This is a genomic window from Telluria sp. LT2P34 (assembly GCF_059685915.1).
In genome coordinates this window covers 193,964-209,158 of record NZ_JCASIN010000004.1, presented here as the reverse complement: position 1 = coordinate 209,158, position 15,195 = coordinate 193,964, and the positions used below count along the sequence as shown (strand labels likewise).

The following is a 15,195-nucleotide window of genomic DNA, read 5'->3' as shown; positions in this document are numbered from 1 at the left end:
CCGCCTGACTTCCTTAAGCCATTTACGCCATTCACGGATTTGCCCCATGCTGCCTTCTATCGAACAACGCCTCGCCCTCGAACTGGCCGCCCGCCCGGCGCAAGTCGCCGCCGCCATCGCCCTGCTCGACGAAGGCGCCACCGTCCCCTTCATCGCCCGCTACCGCAAGGAAGCCACTGGCGGACTCGACGACATCCAGCTGCGCCTGCTGGAAGAGCGCCTGCGCTACCTGCGCGAACTGGAAGACCGGCGCGCGGCGATCGTCGCCTCGATCACCGAGCAGAACAAGATGACGCCGGAACTGCTGCAACAGATCGCGCTGGCCGAAGACAAGACCCGCCTCGAAGATTTGTATTTGCCGTATAAACAGAAACGCCGCACCAAGGCGCAGATCGCAGTCGAGGCCGGCCTGGCCCCGCTGGCCGAGGCGCTGCTGGCCGATCCGATGCGCAATCCGGAAACCGAAGCGGCGAACTATCTGCGCGAAGCCTTCGCGAATGGCGACGGCGTGAACAACCCCGGCGTGCCGGATACCAAAGCGGCGCTCGATGGCGCGCGCCAGATCCTGATGGAACGCTTCGCCGAAGACGCGACGCTGCTGCAGGCGCTGCGGGAATACGTGGGCGAGCACGGCGTGGTCGAATCGAAGGTCGTCGCGGGCAAGCAGGACGAAGGCGAGAAATTCGCCGATTATTTCGATTATTCCGAGCCGCTCGCGAGCGTGCCCTCGCACCGCGCCCTGGCCTTGCTGCGCGGGCGCCGAGAAGGCATCCTCGACGTCGTGCTGCGCCTCGACACGGAAGTGGAAAAGCCGAAATGGGACGCGCCCCTGAATCCTTGCGAAGGGCGCATCGCTGCCCGCTTCGGCATCAAGGGCCAGGGCCGCCCGGCCGACAAATGGCTGCAGGACACCGCGCGCTGGACCTGGCGCGTGAAAAGCTTCATGTACATCGAGACCGAACTGATGGGCGCGCTGCGCGAAAAAGCCGAGCTCGATGCGATCCAGGTGTTTGCGCGCAATTTAAAGGCGCTGCTGCTGGCCGCGCCGGCCGGCCAGCGCGCCACCATGGGCCTCGACCCGGGCCTGCGCACGGGCGTGAAAGTGGCTGTGGTCGACGCCACCGGCAAGGTCGTCGACACCGCCACGATTTACCCGCACCAGCCGCGCAACGACTGGGACGGCTCCCTGCACGTGCTGGGCCAGCTGGCGGCGAAACACGGGGTATCGCTGATCTCGATCGGCAACGGCACCGCCTCGCGCGAGACCGACAAGCTGGCCCAGGACCTGATCAAGGCGCTGCCGGAACTGAAACTCACGAAAATCGTCGTCTCGGAAGCAGGCGCCTCGGTGTATTCCGCTTCGGAATTCGCCTCGCGCGAATTGCCCGACATGGACGTATCGATCCGCGGCGCGGTGTCGATCGCGCGCCGCCTGCAGGACCCGCTGGCGGAACTGGTGAAAATTGACCCGAAATCGATCGGCGTCGGCCAGTACCAGCACGACGTGTCGCAGACCCAGCTCGCGCGCTCGCTCGACGCGGTGGTGGAAGACTGCGTGAACGCGGTCGGCGTCGACGTGAACACGGCCTCGGCGCCGCTGCTGGCGCGGGTATCGGGGCTGTCGTCCTCGGTCGCGCAGAGCATCGTCAGCTACCGCGACATGAAGGGCGCGTTTACTTCGCGCGCGGCGCTAAAAGCGGTGCCGCGCCTGGGCGAAAAAACCTTCGAACAGGCGGCCGGCTTCCTGCGCGTGACGGGTGGCGAGAATCCGCTCGACGCGTCGGCGGTTCACCCGGAATCCTATCCGCTGGTGCAAAAAATCCTGCTCGACGTAAAACGCGACATGAAGGCGCTGGTGGGCGACAGCGCCCTGATCAAGACGCTCAATCCGGCAAAATATGCCGACGACAAATTCGGCGTGCCGACCGTCACCGACATTTTAAAAGAGCTGGAAAAGCCGGGGCGCGACCCGCGTCCGGAATTTACGACCGCGACCTTCAAAGAAGGCGTGGAAGCGATCAGCGACCTGCGTCCGGACATGATCCTGGAGGGCGTCGTCACCAACGTGGCCGCCTTTGGCGCCTTTGTCGACATCGGCGTGCACCAGGACGGATTGGTGCACATTTCGGCGCTGTCGAATACGTTCGTAAAAGATCCGCACACGGTGGTAAAGGCCGGCCAGGTAGTGAAAGTGAAAGTGCTGGAAGTCGATCCGAAGAGGAAGCGCATCGCATTGACCATGCGCTTGACCGATTCGGCGCCGCAGCCGGGAGCGAAGATCGAGCAGCGTGGCGACCGCACCGATGCCAAACGTCTGAATCAGCACCAGCGCCAGGAACGGCCAGCGGCGAAGGCCGATGCAGGCGGTGCGATGATGGCGGCGTTCGCCAAGTTGAAGAAGTAAGTTTTTACCGGAGTGGACGGCGATGCCGTCCACCGTTCAAGCGGCCCTCACCCAAAGAACGACGCCATCTCCGGCCCGCGCTTGGTCAGCACGCCAATGAAATACAGTCCCAGGCAGGCCATGCCGATATAGTTCATCTGCTTGCGCGGCATCGAAGGCTGGCCGGTCTTCTTGATGTGCAGCGCGTCGCGCAGCAGCACCACCGCATAGATCGTCAGCGCCAGGCCCTTCAGGAACACGCCCAGTCCCTCGCTCGTCAATCCCGCATACAGGTCGTATACGCCGATAAAGCCGAGCACGGCGGCGAGCAAGAGGTTGAAGCCGGCCGAAGGCGCGGATTTGGGAACTTGTTGCATGACGAATCCTGAAAAGTGACAGAAAAGAAACCGCTGGATCATACCGCAATCGCGCCTACCCCGGCAGGCGGGTGCGGCACACCGGCGGCGTCGATTTCTTATAGAATGTCGCCATCTCCCCTAATTCAAACCGAAGGCAAATCCCATGAGCGACGTACAAACCTGGATCAAAGACACCGTGACCAATACCCCGGTCGTGCTGTTCATGAAGGGCACCGCGCAGTTCCCGCAATGCGGCTTTTCGGGCCGCGCCATCCAGATCCTGAAAGCTTGCGGCGTGAATAACATCGCCACCGTCAATGTGCTGGACGATCCGGACGTTCGCCAGGGCATCAAGGATTACTCGAACTGGCCAACCGTGCCGCAGCTGTACGTGAACGGCGAGTTCATCGGCGGCTCCGACATCATGAACGAGATGTACGAATCGGGCGAACTGCAGGCCATGTTCCCGAAGAATGGCTGATAACGGACGGCCGCGCCGGATCGTCGTCGGCATCACCGGCGCGACCGGGGCGGTCTACGGTGTGCGGCTGCTGCAGCGCCTGGGCGCCATCGACGGCGTCGAGACCCACCTCGTGGTCTCGGACGCCGCATCCCTCACGCTGCACCAGGAAGTGGGCATGCAGCGGCGCGAGGTCGAGGCGCTGGCCCATGTCGTGCATAAAAATCGTGAAATAGGCGCGACGATTGCCAGCGGCTCATTCCAGACCGATGGCATGGTGATTGCACCCTGCTCGATGAAGACCCTGGCTGCCGTGGCGCACGGGCTGTCGGACAACCTGGTCGCGCGGGCGGCCGACGTGGTCCTGAAGGAACGCCGGCGCCTGATCATGATGGTGCGTGAAACGCCGCTGAACCTGGCGCACCTGCGCAATATGACGGCGGTGACCGAAATGGGCGCCATCGTGTTTCCGCCGCTGCCGAGCTTTTACCAACGCCCGGCCAGCATCGACGAAATGGTCGATCACACGCTCGACCGCGTGCTCGACCTGCTGGGCATCGAAAATGATCAAGCCCCGCGCTGGCCCGGCATGCGCGACTAGCGCTGCATGTGGTGGTCGCTGTCGGCCTTTTTCAATTCCCTTGCTTCCTCCAGCATCCTGCGCTGGGCAATGCGCTTGCGCATGACCTCAGCGTGTTGAGCGGCCGTCATTGGCGGCGCGGTCATCAGTTCCTTCAGCTGGGCGGTGTTCATGTAATTGCTTTTCATTGGCGGCACAATCCTCGGCTGTAAGACGAATTGATTATGCGCCAGTGAGGGCGATTTGTATCGCCTTATTCGGAGGAAAGTTTGTAAGCAGAAACGCAGGTAGCAAGAAGGATTTCGCTTACTTCTGGGCCGACGGGTGGTTGATCCGTACCAGCATCCGGATGAATTCCCGCGCCAGCTGGCGGTGGTGCTCATCGAGGCGCTGCAGGTCGGCGATCAGCTTGACATCGGCCGATTCGAAACGCGCGCTGGCAGGTTCTCCGCCCTCGCCCGGCGCCTCAGGACCGCCGAAACGCAGCCAGTCGGCGGGCACGCCCAGCCATTGCGCGATCATGCGCAGCTTTTCCTGGGTCGGAATGGCTTCGCCCACCAGCCACTTGCGGGCTGCGTGCACGGTGATCGGCCGTCCCTCGAAGCGAATGTTGAATTCGCGCGCCAGACGGGTCGGGCTGTCCGGCGAGTAATGGGCATTCTTCAGCGCTTGTTGGAGACGCGCGCTAAAGCTCTCACGTTCATTGGTGGAGTTCATAATGTCTGTATTTCACGCTCGACCATAAATATCGGTTGCCTGGCCCTGAAGACCAATTGTGACACTTATTTCGTCATCGCGTAACAAAGATGTGGAAATTGATGAGATTGTGTGCTTGTTGCCGAATCATGCCACAAAATTTCCGCTAAGTACGATTCTATCGTGCTGTACGCAGGTGAATCAGCGTGCGCAAGGGCAAAGGGCTTGCAAATCGCATCAGATCCGCTGGAAACGCAGGATGCCGTCGGCGCCAGCGACGCGTTTCAGTACGCCATCGTTCCACAGTTTATGCAGGTGCGCGAGCGCCTCACCCAGGGCAAAGCTGAGCTGGTGCGCGTCGAGCTGGCGGCGGAACATGATCGGCACGATATCGGCCGCGCTGCGCGCTGCGCTGCAGGCATCGCGCACCTCGGCCAGGCGCGCCACATGGTGCTCGCGCAACTGGGCGATGCGGGTATGCAGGCCACGGAAGGGGCGGCCGTGCGAGGGCAGCACCAGGGTATCCTCGGGCAGGCCGGCGAACTTGTCGAGCGAATCGAGGTATTGCTGCAAGGGGTTGCCTTCGGGTTCGACGGCAAACACGGACACGTTCGTGGAAATGCGCGGTAGAACCATGTCGCCCGAAATCAGTACGTTCAGTTCGTCGCAGTACAGCGCGGCATGTTCCGGCGAGTGGCCGAAACCGGTGATCACGCGCCAGCGCCGGGCGCCGATCGTGACGCTGTCGCCGTCCTGCAGCCGTGTATACGCCGCCGGCACGCTCGGCACCAGCGACGGATAGTAATTGCGGCGGCTGCGCATCTGCTCGAGCATGGCGGGGTCGGTCAAACCGTGGCGCTCGAAGTGCGGGATTGCCGACGGACCGTCGACGCCCGGCAGCGCGGCGGCCATCATGCGCGCAAAACCGAATTCGCCGGCCGTGGTCCAGAACGGCGCTTTGAAACGCTCGCACAGCCAGCCGGACAAGCCGACATGGTCCGGATGGCAATGGGTGGCGAAGACGCGCAGCACCGGTGCGTTTGCCATGAGCTCCGTAAAAATGCTTTCCCAGGCGGCCCGGGTCGGGTCGCTCGCCACGCCGGTATCGATGACGCTGAAACCGCTGCGCCCTTCGCGCTCATCCGCCAGCAGCCACAGGTTGATGTGATCGAGCGCGAACGGCAGCGGCATGCGCAGCCAGGTCAGTCCGGCCGCGACTGCGCGTCCGGCGCCTGGTGCGGGCAGGTCATCGGCGAAGGGATAGGCAAGCTGGGACTCGAGCGGATTCATGTTCGGGCAATCTTTCGTATTCGTGGCAATGCGGGCGCGCTACAATGTGTTTGACGTTGACGTAAACGTTAACCGGGACACACCGCAACAGATTCTAAGCGATTCCGCGATCTGCCACTCTTACCCTGCATTCATGGCCACCACCTATACCATCGCCGAACTGGCGCGCGAATTCGACATCACCGCCCGCGCGATCCGTTTCTACGAAGACCAGGGGCTGCTCAGCCCGAGCCGCGAAGGCGTGGGCGGACGCAACCGGGTGTACACCCCGCGCGACCGGACCCGGCTGAAACTGACCTTGCGCGGCAAGCGCCTCGGCCTGACGCTGTCGGAAATCAAGAGCATCGTCGACATGTACGAGTCGCCGAAAGACTCGACCGCCCAGATCAACCGCTTTTTAGGCGTACTGGCGCACCAGCGCGAAACGCTCGAACAGCAGCGCGCCGACATCGAAATGGCGCTGGAAGAAATTGAAGCCCACGAAGAAGAATGCCGCCGCCTGCTGGCGGATGCCCAGCCAGAATTGACCGACAGCGCCGCCTGAAGCGCGCTGCCCTGCCCCGCACGCATCGGCAGGGTAGACCCCGCTACTTGACGTTTACGTTAACGTCACTCAGGGGTATGATTCGAAGTGATAATTAACCCGTTCACCGGAGACGACATGCTGCATCTTCCAGGCTTGACCTTTGACCATGGCGAAGACATCGCCGCGCTGCGCGAAGCAGTCCAACAGTTCGCCGCCGCCGAAATCGCGCCGCGCGCCGCCGAAATCGACCGCACCGACCAGTTCCCGATGGACTTGTGGAAGAAGATGGGCGAACTCGGCCTGCTCGGCATCACGGTCAGCGAGGAATACGGCGGCGCCGACATGGGCTACCTGGCGCACATCATCGCCATGGAAGAGATCTCGCGCGCTTCCGCCTCGGTCGGCCTGTCCTACGGCGCCCACTCGAATCTGTGCGTCAACCAGATCAAGCGCAACGGCACCGAAGAGCAAAAGCGCAAATACCTGCCGAAACTGATCTCCGGCGAGCACATCGGTGCACTGGCGATGTCCGAGCCGAACGCCGGCTCCGACGTGGTCAGCATGAAGCTGCGCGCCGAATTGAAGGGTGACCGCTACATCCTGAACGGCACCAAGATGTGGATCACCAACGGTCCGGACGCCGACACCCTGGTGGTGTATGCAAAAACCGACCTGGAAGCGGGCCCGCGCGGCATGACCGCCTTCCTGATCGAAAAAGGCTATAAAGGTTTTTCGATCGCGCAAAAGCTCGACAAGCTGGGCATGCGCGGCTCGCACACGGGCGAACTGGTGTTCCAGGACTGCGAAGTGCCGGTCGAAAATATCCTCGGCGGCCTCGGCAAGGGCGTGAATGTGCTGATGTCGGGCCTGGACTTCGAGCGTACCGTGCTGTCGGGCGGACCGCTGGGCATCATGTCGGCCTGCATGGATTCGGTCATCCCCTACATCCATGAGCGCAAGCAATTTGGCAGCGCGATTGGCGAATTCCAGCTGATGCAGGGAAAAATGGCCGACATGTACTCGACCATGATGGCTTGCCGCGCCTATGTGTATGCGGTCGGCCAGGCCTGCGACCGCGCCGACAACCCGGCAGCCATCCGCGCCCTGCGCAAGGACGCCGCCGGCGCCATCCTGTACAGCGCCGAAAAGGCGACCTGGATGGCCGGCGAAGCGATCCAGACCCTGGGCGGCAATGGCTATATCAACGAATACCCGGTCGGCCGCCTGTGGCGCGACGCCAAGCTGTATGAAATCGGCGCCGGCACCAGCGAAATCCGCCGCATGCTGATCGGCCGCGAGTTGTTTGGCGAGACGATGTAAATAACGGGATCGCGCGCGAGACGAACGATGACACAGGTTGCGTTCCCTAAACTGCTCTCTTCCCGGATTGCATTCGACATCGCGCGCACCATCCTCGATGGCTTCGACAAGCACTATCGGCTGTTTCGCGAAGCAAGCCAGGCCGCCCGCCGCCATTTCGAACGCGGCGAGTGGGCCACGGCGCAACAAGCCGCGCGCGAACGCATCGATTTCTACGACAGGCGCGTCGGGGAAGCGGTCGCGGTGCTGGAAAGCACCTACGCGCCGGACGAATTACTCGACGGCGTGTGGCGCGAAATCAAGCTGCACTACATCGGCCTGCTCTCGGGCCACAAGCAGCCGGAACTGGCCGAAACCTTTTTCAATTCGGTCAGCTGCAAGATCCTGCACCGCTCGTATTACCACAACGATTTCATTTTCGTGCGCCCGGTGATCTCGACCGAGTACATCGAGACCGAGGAAGCGCTGCCGACCTACCGCGTCTACTATCCGCAAGCGGACGGCCTGCGCTTCGCCTTGCAACGCATCGTCACGAATTTTCAGTTGAACCTGCCCTTCGCCGCCCTCGAGCGCGACGTCGCCCTGGTCGAGGCGCGCATGGTCGAACATTTCGGCCTCGACCAGGCGGAAGCGAACCAGCAACTGCACGTGCTGTCGAACCTGTTCTTCCGGAACAAGGGCGCCTATATCGTCGGCCGCGCCGTGAATGGCGGGCGCGAATACCCGTTCGTGATTCCCGTGCTGCACAACCGCCGCGGCGAACTCGTGCTCGACACGGTACTGGTCGACGCCGGGCAGATCGCGCTGCTGTTCTCGTTCACCCGTGCCTATTTTTTGGTCGACATGGAAGTGCCGTCGGCGTATGTGCAATTCCTGCGCAGCCTGCTGCCGCGCAAGCCGCGCAGCGAGATCTATACCGTGCTCGGCCTGCAAAAGCAGGGCAAGACGCTGTTCTATCGCGATTACCTGCAACACCTCAAGCACAGTTCGGACCGTTTCCAGAGCGCGCCCGGCATCCGCGGCCTGGTGATGCTGGTATTCGAGCTGCCCTCCTTTCCCTATGTATTCAAGGTGATCAAGGATTTTTATCCGCCGCCGAAGGAAACCACGCGCGCCCAGGTGGAGCAAAAATACCTGCTGGTAAAGCACCACGACCGCGTCGGGCGCATGGCCGATACGCTGGAATATTCCAACGTCGCCTTTCCGCTGGCCCGGTTCAGCGAGGAATTGCTGGCCGAACTCCAGCACCATGCGCCTTCGCTGGTCGAGATCGAAGGCGAGCGCATCATCGTGAAACACGTGTATATCGAGCGCCGCATGGTGCCGCTGAACATGTATCTGACGCAGGCGGAAAAAGCGGGAGATGATGCGCTGATCGAACACGGCATCCGCGAATACGGCAATGCGATCCGCGACCTGGTCGCCGCGAATATTTTTCCGGGCGACATGCTGTATAAAAATTTCGGCGTCACGCGCCAGGGCCGCGTCGTGTTCTACGATTACGACGAGATCGAATACCTGACCGACTGCCAGTTCCGCGACATTCCGGAAGCGCGCAACGAAGAAGACGAATTATCGGCCGAACCCTGGTACCCGATCGGCAAGCACGACGTCTTTCCCGAACAATTCGGTCGTTTTTTGCTTGGAAATAAGAAGATTCGCCACCATTTCATGCAACAGCACGCGGACTTGCTCACGCGCGCCTGGTGGCAGGCGCACAAGGACCGCATCCTGGCCGGCGAGGTCGCCGACATTTTCCCCTACCCGCAGCACATCCGTTTTCATGGCGCGCATGCATGAATGCCGTCTATCCCTCGTTAATCAATCACCCTGTTTGGAGACTTACCCATGAATGATCCAGTCGTTATCGTTGGCGCCGCCCGTACCCCGATGGGTGCGTTCCAGGGCGATTTTTCCTCGAAGAGCGCGAGCGACCTCGGCGCGGTAGCGATCAAGGCCGCGGTCGAACGCGCCGGCGTCGATGCCGAATCGGTCGAGCACGTGTACTTCGGTAACTGCCTGATGGCCGGACAAGGCCAGGCTCCCGCGCGCCAGGCGCTGATCAAGGCAGGCTTGCCGCTGTCGACCGGCGCCGTGACGCTCTCGAAAATGTGCGGCTCGGCGATGCAGGCCGCCATCTTCGCGCACGACCAGCTGGTGGCCGGCAGCGCCGACATCGTCGTCGCCGGCGGCATGGAGTCGATGACGAACGCCCCTTACCTGATCCCGAAGGCACGCGGCGGCTACCGTATCGGCCACGCGCCGATGTTCGACCACATGATGTACGACGGCCTGGAAGACGCCTACTCGCGCAACGAGAAAACCGGCGAAGGCCGCTCGATGGGCACCTTTGCCGAAGAGTGTGTGGCCACTTACCAGTTCACGCGAGAAGAGCAGGACCACTTCGCGATCACCTCGGTCAAGCGCGCCCAGGCGGCCAACAACGATGGCAGCTTCGACTGGGAAATCGCACCGGTCAGCGTCGCCACCCGCAGCGGCGAACTGCTGGTCGAAAAGGATGAAGGCCCGCTGAAAGCCAAGCTCGACAAGATCCCGACCCTGAAGCCGGCATTCAAGAAGGACGGCACCGTGACGGCCGCCTCGTCCTCGTCGATCAACGACGGCGCCGCCGCGCTGGTGATGATGCGTGAATCCAAGGCGAAGGAACTGGGCCTCGCCCCGATCGCCCGCGTCATCGGCCACGCCACCCACGCCCAGGAACCGAACCTGTTCACCACTGCTCCGATCGGCGCGATGCACAAGCTGTTCAAGAAGACCGGCTGGACCGCTGGCGACGTCGACCTGTTCGAGATCAACGAAGCCTTCGCCGCGGTGCCGATGGCCGCCATGCGCGACTTGAACATCGCCCACGACAAGGTAAATATCCACGGCGGCGCCTGCGCCCTGGGCCATCCGATCGGCGCCTCGGGCGCGCGCATCATCGTCACCCTGCTGGGCGCCCTGAAGAAGACCGGCGGCAAGCGCGGCGTGGCCTCGCTGTGCATCGGCGGCGGCGAAGCCACGGCGATGGCGATCGAGATGGTGTAAATATTACGGCGTGGAGTCGGGACTCCACCCTACGGACGTGGTTTTCGTAGGGTGGGCTCTTGAGCCCACGCGGTCGGAACCGAAACAAACCGCAACATCATTCCTGCCGGGAGCACAACCATGCCTACTGCTTTGATCATCGGCGCCTCGCGCGGCATCGGCCACGAACTGGCGCGCCAGTACCGCGCCGACGGCTGGCGCGTGATCGCCACCGCCCGCAAGCAAGCCGACCTCGACGAACTGGCCGCGCTCGGCGCCGAGCCGCTCGAACTCGACGTCACCAGGCTCGAATCCATCGCCGCCCTCGGCTGGAAACTCGACGACGAAAAGATCGACGCCGCCTGGCTGGTCGCCGGCCTCTATGGCCCGCGAGACGACGGTTTTCCCACGCAGGAAGACTTCGACGCCGTGATGCACACGAATGTGCTGGCGGCGATGCGCCTGCTGCCGATCGTGGCGCCGCTGGTGGCCGCCGGCGCCGGCAAGCTGGGCGTGCTGTCCTCGCGCATGGGCTCGATCGGTGCGCGCAGCCACCCGAACGCTTCGCTCTACCGCGCCAGCAAGGCGGCCGTCAATTCCGTGCTGCGCGACACGGCCCTGGCCTGGGGTCCGCAGGGCGCCACCTGCATCGCCTTCCATCCCGGCTGGGTGCAGACCGACATGGGCGGCGCCGGCGCCGATATCACGGTCGAGCACAGCGTGCGCGACTTGCGTGCAACACTGGCGAACGCGCTGCCGGACGCGAACGGCACATTCCTGAACCACGACGGCGCCGCCATTCCCTGGTAAGCCGCATCACAAGACAAACGAGACACCATGATCCTGACCGAAGAACACCAGATGATCCGCGACGCCCTGCGCAGCTATGCCCAGGAGCGCCTGGCGCCGAATGCCGCCCGCTGGGACAAGGAACACTATTTCCCGAAAGAAGAGCTGAAGGAGCTGGCGGGCCTGGGTGCGTTCGGCGTCGCCGTGCCCGAACAGTACGGGGGCGCGGGCCTCGACTACGTGTCGCTGGCGCTGGTGCTGGAAGAAATCGCGGCCGGCGACGGCGGCACCTCGACCATCATCTCGGTCAACAACTGCCCGGTGTGCTCGATCGCCATGATGTACGCCAGCGAAGCGCAGAAGCAGCAATGGCTGGTGCCGCTGGCGCGCGGCGAGATGCTGGGCGCCTTTGCCCTGACCGAGCCGCACACCGGCAGCGACGCCGCCGCCCTGCGCACCACGGCCACCCGGGTCAGTGGTGATGCGGGCGACGAGTACGTCATCAACGGCACCAAGCAGTTCATCACCAGCGGCAAGCACGGCGACGTTGCCATCGTCATGGCCGTCACCGACAAGGCAGCAGGAAAAAAAGGGATCAGCGCCTTCTGGGTGCCGACCGATGCCCCCGGCTACATCGTCGGCGGCCTGGAGCACAAGATGGGCCAGCATTCGTCCGATACGGCGACGATCCTGTTCGAAAATTGCCGCATTCCCGCCGCCAACCTGATCGGCGAAGAAGGCATGGGCTATAAGATCGCCCTGTCGGGCCTCGAGGGCGGGCGCATCGGCATCGCCTCGCAATCGGTCGGCATGGCGCGCGCGGCATTCGACGTGGCGCTGGCATATGCGAAAGAGCGCACCAGCTTCGGCAAGGCGATTTTCGAGCACCAGGCAGTGCAGTTCCGCCTGTCGGAAATGGCGATGCAGATCGAGGCCGCGCGCCAGCTGATCCTGCATGCGGCCTCGATGAAGGATGCCGGCCTGCCCTGCCTGAAGGAAGCGGCGATGGCAAAACTGTTCGCCTCCGAGATGGCCGAGCGCGTCGTGTCGAACGCGATGCAGGTGCTGGGCGGCTACGGTTATGTGGCCGACTTCCCGCTCGAGCGCATCTACCGCGATGTCCGCGTCTGCCAGATCTACGAAGGCACCAGCGACATCCAGAAAATCCTGATCGCCCGCGCACTGTGAAGGAAAACGCGCGACCGGGAGCAGAACCGGTCATCCGCCCGGTGGAACGGGGCGACCTCCCCGCCCTGTTCGCCTATCTCGACGACCACCTGCGCGACAACGGCAAGGACGGTATTGGGCTGTTCCAGCCGATGACGCGTGCCGACTCGGGCTTTCCGATCGAAAAACGGGCCGGCTTCGTGGTCGGCACCGGAGCGGCGCTCTTCGAGCCGGGCTGGCGCCGCGCCTGGTTCGCGCTCGACGACGCCGGCTATATCTGCGGCCACGTCGACCTGCGCGCCCGCCCGGAACAACTGGCGCGGCACCGCTGCCTGCTCGGCATGGGCGTGCAACGCGACCACCGGCGCCAGGGCCTGGGCAGCCGCTTGCTGGCAACGGCGCTGGCCTGGGCCGGCGCGCAGGACGGCATCGACTGGGTCGACCTGGAAGTCATCTCGCACAACCTGGCGGCGCGCCGGCTCTACGAGCGCAGCGGCTTTGCCTTCGCCGGCGAGCTGCCCGACCTGTTTCGCATCGACGGCGAGCAGCTCGGTTATGTGTTCATGACCCATCGGGTCTGAAGTCCCGCTGCCTCAAGGAGCTTCATCATGTTTTCCGGCCTCAGTGCATTTCCTTTAACGCCAATGAATGAGGCGGGTGTCGACGAAGCCGCGTTTGCGGTTCTGGTGCGGCGTCTTGCCGAAGCGCGCGTCGATTCCATCGGTGCACTGGGTTCGACGGGAAACTATGCCTATCTTGACCGTAGCGAGCGGGCGCGGGTGGCCAGGCTGGCGGTGGAGTGTGCCGGCGACGTGCCGGTGATCGTCGGCATCAGCGCGCTACGCACACGCGATGTGCTGGCGCTGGCCGAGGATGCGCAACGCGCAGGCGCCAGCGGCGTCCTGCTGGCACCGATGTCCTACCAGAAGCTGTCGGCCGACGAAGTCTTCGGTCTCTACCAGGCAGTCGCGCCGGCCCTGTCGGTGCCCCTGTGCGTCTACGACAACCCGGGAACGACGCGTTTCGAGTTCAGCGATGCGCTGCACGGCCGCATTGCAGGACTGCCGAATGTCGCCTCGATCAAGATCCCGGGCGTGCCCGCGGCAGCCGGCGCCGCCGCGGCCCGTGTGGATCGACTGCGCAGCCTGATTCCGGCGCATGTCACGATCGGCGTCAGCGGCGACGCCAGTGCGGCAGCGGGCCTGGGCGCAGGGTGCGACGCCTGGTATTCGGTCATCGGCGGCCTGTTCCCGCATACGGCACTGGCCATCACGCGCGCGGCCCAGACTGGCGACGCAAGCCTGGCGGGCCGGCTGTCAGGCCGCTTGCAGCCCCTCTGGGACCTGTTCGGGACATACGGTGGCAGCCTGCGCGTCATGGCCACGGCCTGCGAGCTGCTCGGCCTGGCCACGGGCCCCAGCCTTCCCTTGCCGCTGAAAGCCATCGACGCAGCCGACCGCGCCTGCCTGGCCAGCCTGATGGAAACGCTGGCGCTGGACTGAATCAGCGCACCGCCGGCTCCAGCAGCGTCACTGTCTGCCGCTCGGTATCGAGCCGCGCGCGCAGGCCCACCGGAATCGTGAACTGGTTGCGGATGTGGCCGATCGAATAGCCGGTCACCGCCGGCACTTTTAGGGGCTGCAGGTGGATGTCGAGGGTCTGGTCCAGGCTCAAGGAAATGTCTTCGTGCTCGGGGCCACAGGCCTCGCAGATGCCGACCATCACCGCCGCCGCCTTTGACAAGCCGCCGGACAAATCGAGCTGGGTCAGCCAGCGGTCGATCCGGTAGGGCGCTTCATTGACTTCTTCCAGGAACAGGATGCTGCCCTTGAAATCGGCCGCATAGGGCGTGCCGGCCAGCGCCGCCACCATGCTCAGGTTGCCGCCCATCAGGGTGCCGGTCGCCACGCCCTCGTGCACGGTGCGCATGGCGAAATGCGGCTCCTGCAGCGCACGTTGGCTGTTTTCGAGCGCCATCGAGATCGTGTATTCGGGCTGCGGATCCTGCAGCACCGCCAGCATGTGCCTGGTCGAATAATCGCTCATCGTCGACGAGGCCACCGGGCCGTGGAAGGTCACCAGGCCGGCATGCTTATAGATTGCCAGGTGCAGCGCCGTGATGTCGGAATAACCGAGCAGGATCGTCGGATTCGCGCGGATCAGGGCGTAGTCGAGGTGGGCCAGCAGCGAAATGCAGCCGGAACCGCCGCGGATCGGCCAGATCATTTTTATTTCCGGGTCGGCGAAGGCCGCATGCAGGTCGAGCAGGCGCTGGTGCACGGTGCCGGCATAGTTGCCGTTCACTTCGCGCAAAAAAGCGCCTTCGCGCACCTTGAAACCGAGGCTTTCGATGTTGGCGCGGGCCTTGGCGATCGATTTTTCGGTGGCATAGCCGCCCGGTGCGATCAGGGCGACAGTATCGCCCTGGCGCAGGCGCGGAGGTTTAATCAGGGGAAGTTTCATGCGGGGACGTGTCGAAGGCCGGCGTGGCGCGGCCATGAGCGGCACCGGCAGCAACAGGCCGGCAGCGAGCAGGGAAGCGAAGGCACGGCGGCTGATGGTGTGCTGGGTCGGCATGCAAAGGATCGAACGATAAAA

Annotated in this window: 16 protein-coding genes; 11 read left to right on the top strand and 5 right to left on the bottom strand. The window is 63.6% G+C overall.

What is annotated here, in order from left to right; translation table 11 throughout:
* The first annotated feature begins 46 nt into the window (after positions 1–46).
* Positions 47–2,404 carry a Tex family protein gene (locus tag AC56KZ_RS13520; RefSeq protein WP_497162691.1) on the top strand — a complete coding sequence of 786 codons (2,358 nt, stop codon included), beginning with the start codon at positions 47–49 and terminating at the stop codon, positions 2,402–2,404.
* A 47-nt stretch (positions 2,405–2,451) separates the two neighbouring features.
* Here the strand turns inward: AC56KZ_RS13520 and AC56KZ_RS13515 are convergent, their stop codons facing one another.
* The gene (locus AC56KZ_RS13515; RefSeq protein ID WP_497162690.1) at positions 2,452–2,760 is read right to left on the bottom strand and encodes a hypothetical protein; all 309 of its coding nucleotides are present in this window, start codon (positions 2,758–2,760) and stop codon (positions 2,452–2,454) included.
* Positions 2,761–2,905: 145 nt separating this feature from the next.
* Here AC56KZ_RS13515 and grxD point away from each other — a divergent pair, with 145 nt between their 5' ends.
* Positions 2,906–3,223 (top strand): Grx4 family monothiol glutaredoxin, encoded by a 318-nt coding sequence (gene grxD / locus AC56KZ_RS13510; RefSeq protein WP_497162689.1) that lies wholly within the window; start codon positions 2,906–2,908, stop codon positions 3,221–3,223.
* Positions 3,216–3,803, top strand: a complete 588-nt coding sequence (locus AC56KZ_RS13505) for a UbiX family flavin prenyltransferase (RefSeq protein ID WP_497162688.1) — start codon at positions 3,216–3,218, stop codon at positions 3,801–3,803. The genes grxD and AC56KZ_RS13505 overlap by 8 nt, the downstream gene beginning before the upstream one ends.
* On the opposite strand, the gene AC56KZ_RS13500 is transcribed toward AC56KZ_RS13505, so the two are convergent.
* From AC56KZ_RS13500 to AC56KZ_RS13490, 3 genes are all read right to left on the bottom strand, one after another.
* Positions 3,800–3,970, bottom strand: a complete 171-nt coding sequence (locus AC56KZ_RS13500; RefSeq protein ID WP_497162687.1) for a hypothetical protein — start codon at positions 3,968–3,970, stop codon at positions 3,800–3,802. The genes AC56KZ_RS13505 and AC56KZ_RS13500 overlap by 4 nt on opposite strands.
* A 118-nt stretch (positions 3,971–4,088) precedes the next feature.
* Positions 4,089–4,499: a hypothetical protein gene (locus AC56KZ_RS13495; RefSeq protein ID WP_497162686.1), complete on the bottom strand. Its 411-nt coding sequence runs from the start codon at positions 4,497–4,499 to the stop codon at positions 4,089–4,091.
* A 216-nt stretch (positions 4,500–4,715) separates the two neighbouring features.
* Positions 4,716–5,768 carry an MBL fold metallo-hydrolase gene (locus AC56KZ_RS13490; RefSeq protein WP_497162685.1) on the bottom strand — a complete coding sequence of 351 codons (1,053 nt, stop codon included), beginning with the start codon at positions 5,766–5,768 and terminating at the stop codon, positions 4,716–4,718.
* Positions 5,769–5,901: 133 nt separating this feature from the next.
* Between AC56KZ_RS13490 and AC56KZ_RS13485 the strand changes: the two genes are divergently transcribed.
* The 8 genes from AC56KZ_RS13485 to AC56KZ_RS13450 all read left to right on the top strand — a co-directional run bounded on the left by AC56KZ_RS13485 (position 5,902) and on the right by AC56KZ_RS13450 (position 14,099).
* Positions 5,902–6,312 carry a MerR family transcriptional regulator gene (locus tag AC56KZ_RS13485; RefSeq protein ID WP_497162684.1) on the top strand — a complete coding sequence of 137 codons (411 nt, stop codon included), beginning with the start codon at positions 5,902–5,904 and terminating at the stop codon, positions 6,310–6,312.
* 117 nt (positions 6,313–6,429) lie between these two features.
* Entirely contained in the window at positions 6,430–7,614 is a 1,185-nt protein-coding gene (locus AC56KZ_RS13480) for an isovaleryl-CoA dehydrogenase (protein ID WP_497162683.1), read from the top strand.
* 27 nt (positions 7,615–7,641) lie between these two features.
* Positions 7,642–9,414 carry a bifunctional isocitrate dehydrogenase kinase/phosphatase gene (gene aceK / locus AC56KZ_RS13475; protein ID WP_497162682.1) on the top strand — a complete coding sequence of 591 codons (1,773 nt, stop codon included), beginning with the start codon at positions 7,642–7,644 and terminating at the stop codon, positions 9,412–9,414.
* Positions 9,415–9,462: 48 nt separating this feature from the next.
* On the top strand, positions 9,463–10,662 hold the full coding sequence (locus tag AC56KZ_RS13470) for an acetyl-CoA C-acyltransferase (protein ID WP_497162681.1): 1,200 nt from the start codon (positions 9,463–9,465) through the stop codon (positions 10,660–10,662).
* A gap of 120 nt (positions 10,663–10,782) precedes the next feature.
* The gene (locus tag AC56KZ_RS13465) at positions 10,783–11,451 is read left to right on the top strand and encodes an SDR family oxidoreductase (protein WP_497162680.1); all 669 of its coding nucleotides are present in this window, start codon (positions 10,783–10,785) and stop codon (positions 11,449–11,451) included.
* A 27-nt stretch (positions 11,452–11,478) separates the two neighbouring features.
* Positions 11,479–12,618 (top strand): acyl-CoA dehydrogenase family protein, encoded by a 1,140-nt coding sequence (locus AC56KZ_RS13460; protein WP_497162679.1) that lies wholly within the window; start codon positions 11,479–11,481, stop codon positions 12,616–12,618.
* Positions 12,619–12,659: 41 nt separating this feature from the next.
* A complete protein-coding gene (locus AC56KZ_RS13455) occupies positions 12,660–13,178 on the top strand; it encodes a GNAT family N-acetyltransferase (protein ID WP_497162678.1) in 519 nt (172 codons plus the stop codon).
* A 27-nt stretch (positions 13,179–13,205) separates the two neighbouring features.
* On the top strand, positions 13,206–14,099 hold the full coding sequence (locus AC56KZ_RS13450; protein ID WP_497162677.1) for a dihydrodipicolinate synthase family protein: 894 nt from the start codon (positions 13,206–13,208) through the stop codon (positions 14,097–14,099).
* Position 14,100: 1 nt separating this feature from the next.
* Here the strand turns inward: AC56KZ_RS13450 and AC56KZ_RS13445 are convergent, their stop codons facing one another.
* Positions 14,101–15,174 carry a S66 peptidase family protein gene (locus AC56KZ_RS13445; RefSeq protein ID WP_497162676.1) on the bottom strand — a complete coding sequence of 358 codons (1,074 nt, stop codon included), beginning with the start codon at positions 15,172–15,174 and terminating at the stop codon, positions 14,101–14,103.
* Positions 15,175–15,195: the final 21 nt, after the last annotated feature.

Bases quoted from the DNA above. Each gene is read 5' to 3' on its own strand.
- AC56KZ_RS13520 (WP_497162691.1), top strand. From the start codon at position 47: ATGCTGCCTTCTATCGAACAACGCCTCGCCCTCGAACTGGCCGCCCGC.
- AC56KZ_RS13515 (WP_497162690.1), bottom strand. From the start codon at position 2,760: ATGCAACAAGTTCCCAAATCCGCGCCTTCGGCCGGCTTCAACCTCTTG.
- grxD (WP_497162689.1), top strand. From the start codon at position 2,906: ATGAGCGACGTACAAACCTGGATCAAAGACACCGTGACCAATACCCCG.
- AC56KZ_RS13505 (WP_497162688.1), top strand. From the start codon at position 3,216: ATGGCTGATAACGGACGGCCGCGCCGGATCGTCGTCGGCATCACCGGC.
- AC56KZ_RS13500 (WP_497162687.1), bottom strand. From the start codon at position 3,970: ATGAAAAGCAATTACATGAACACCGCCCAGCTGAAGGAACTGATGACC.
- AC56KZ_RS13495 (WP_497162686.1), bottom strand. From the start codon at position 4,499: ATGAACTCCACCAATGAACGTGAGAGCTTTAGCGCGCGTCTCCAACAA.
- AC56KZ_RS13490 (WP_497162685.1), bottom strand. From the start codon at position 5,768: ATGAATCCGCTCGAGTCCCAGCTTGCCTATCCCTTCGCCGATGACCTG.
- AC56KZ_RS13485 (WP_497162684.1), top strand. From the start codon at position 5,902: ATGGCCACCACCTATACCATCGCCGAACTGGCGCGCGAATTCGACATC.
- AC56KZ_RS13480 (WP_497162683.1), top strand. From the start codon at position 6,430: ATGCTGCATCTTCCAGGCTTGACCTTTGACCATGGCGAAGACATCGCC.
- aceK (WP_497162682.1), top strand. From the start codon at position 7,642: ATGACACAGGTTGCGTTCCCTAAACTGCTCTCTTCCCGGATTGCATTC.
- AC56KZ_RS13470 (WP_497162681.1), top strand. From the start codon at position 9,463: ATGAATGATCCAGTCGTTATCGTTGGCGCCGCCCGTACCCCGATGGGT.
- AC56KZ_RS13465 (WP_497162680.1), top strand. From the start codon at position 10,783: ATGCCTACTGCTTTGATCATCGGCGCCTCGCGCGGCATCGGCCACGAA.
- AC56KZ_RS13460 (WP_497162679.1), top strand. From the start codon at position 11,479: ATGATCCTGACCGAAGAACACCAGATGATCCGCGACGCCCTGCGCAGC.
- AC56KZ_RS13450 (WP_497162677.1), top strand. From the start codon at position 13,206: ATGTTTTCCGGCCTCAGTGCATTTCCTTTAACGCCAATGAATGAGGCG.
- AC56KZ_RS13445 (WP_497162676.1), bottom strand. From the start codon at position 15,174: ATGCCGACCCAGCACACCATCAGCCGCCGTGCCTTCGCTTCCCTGCTC.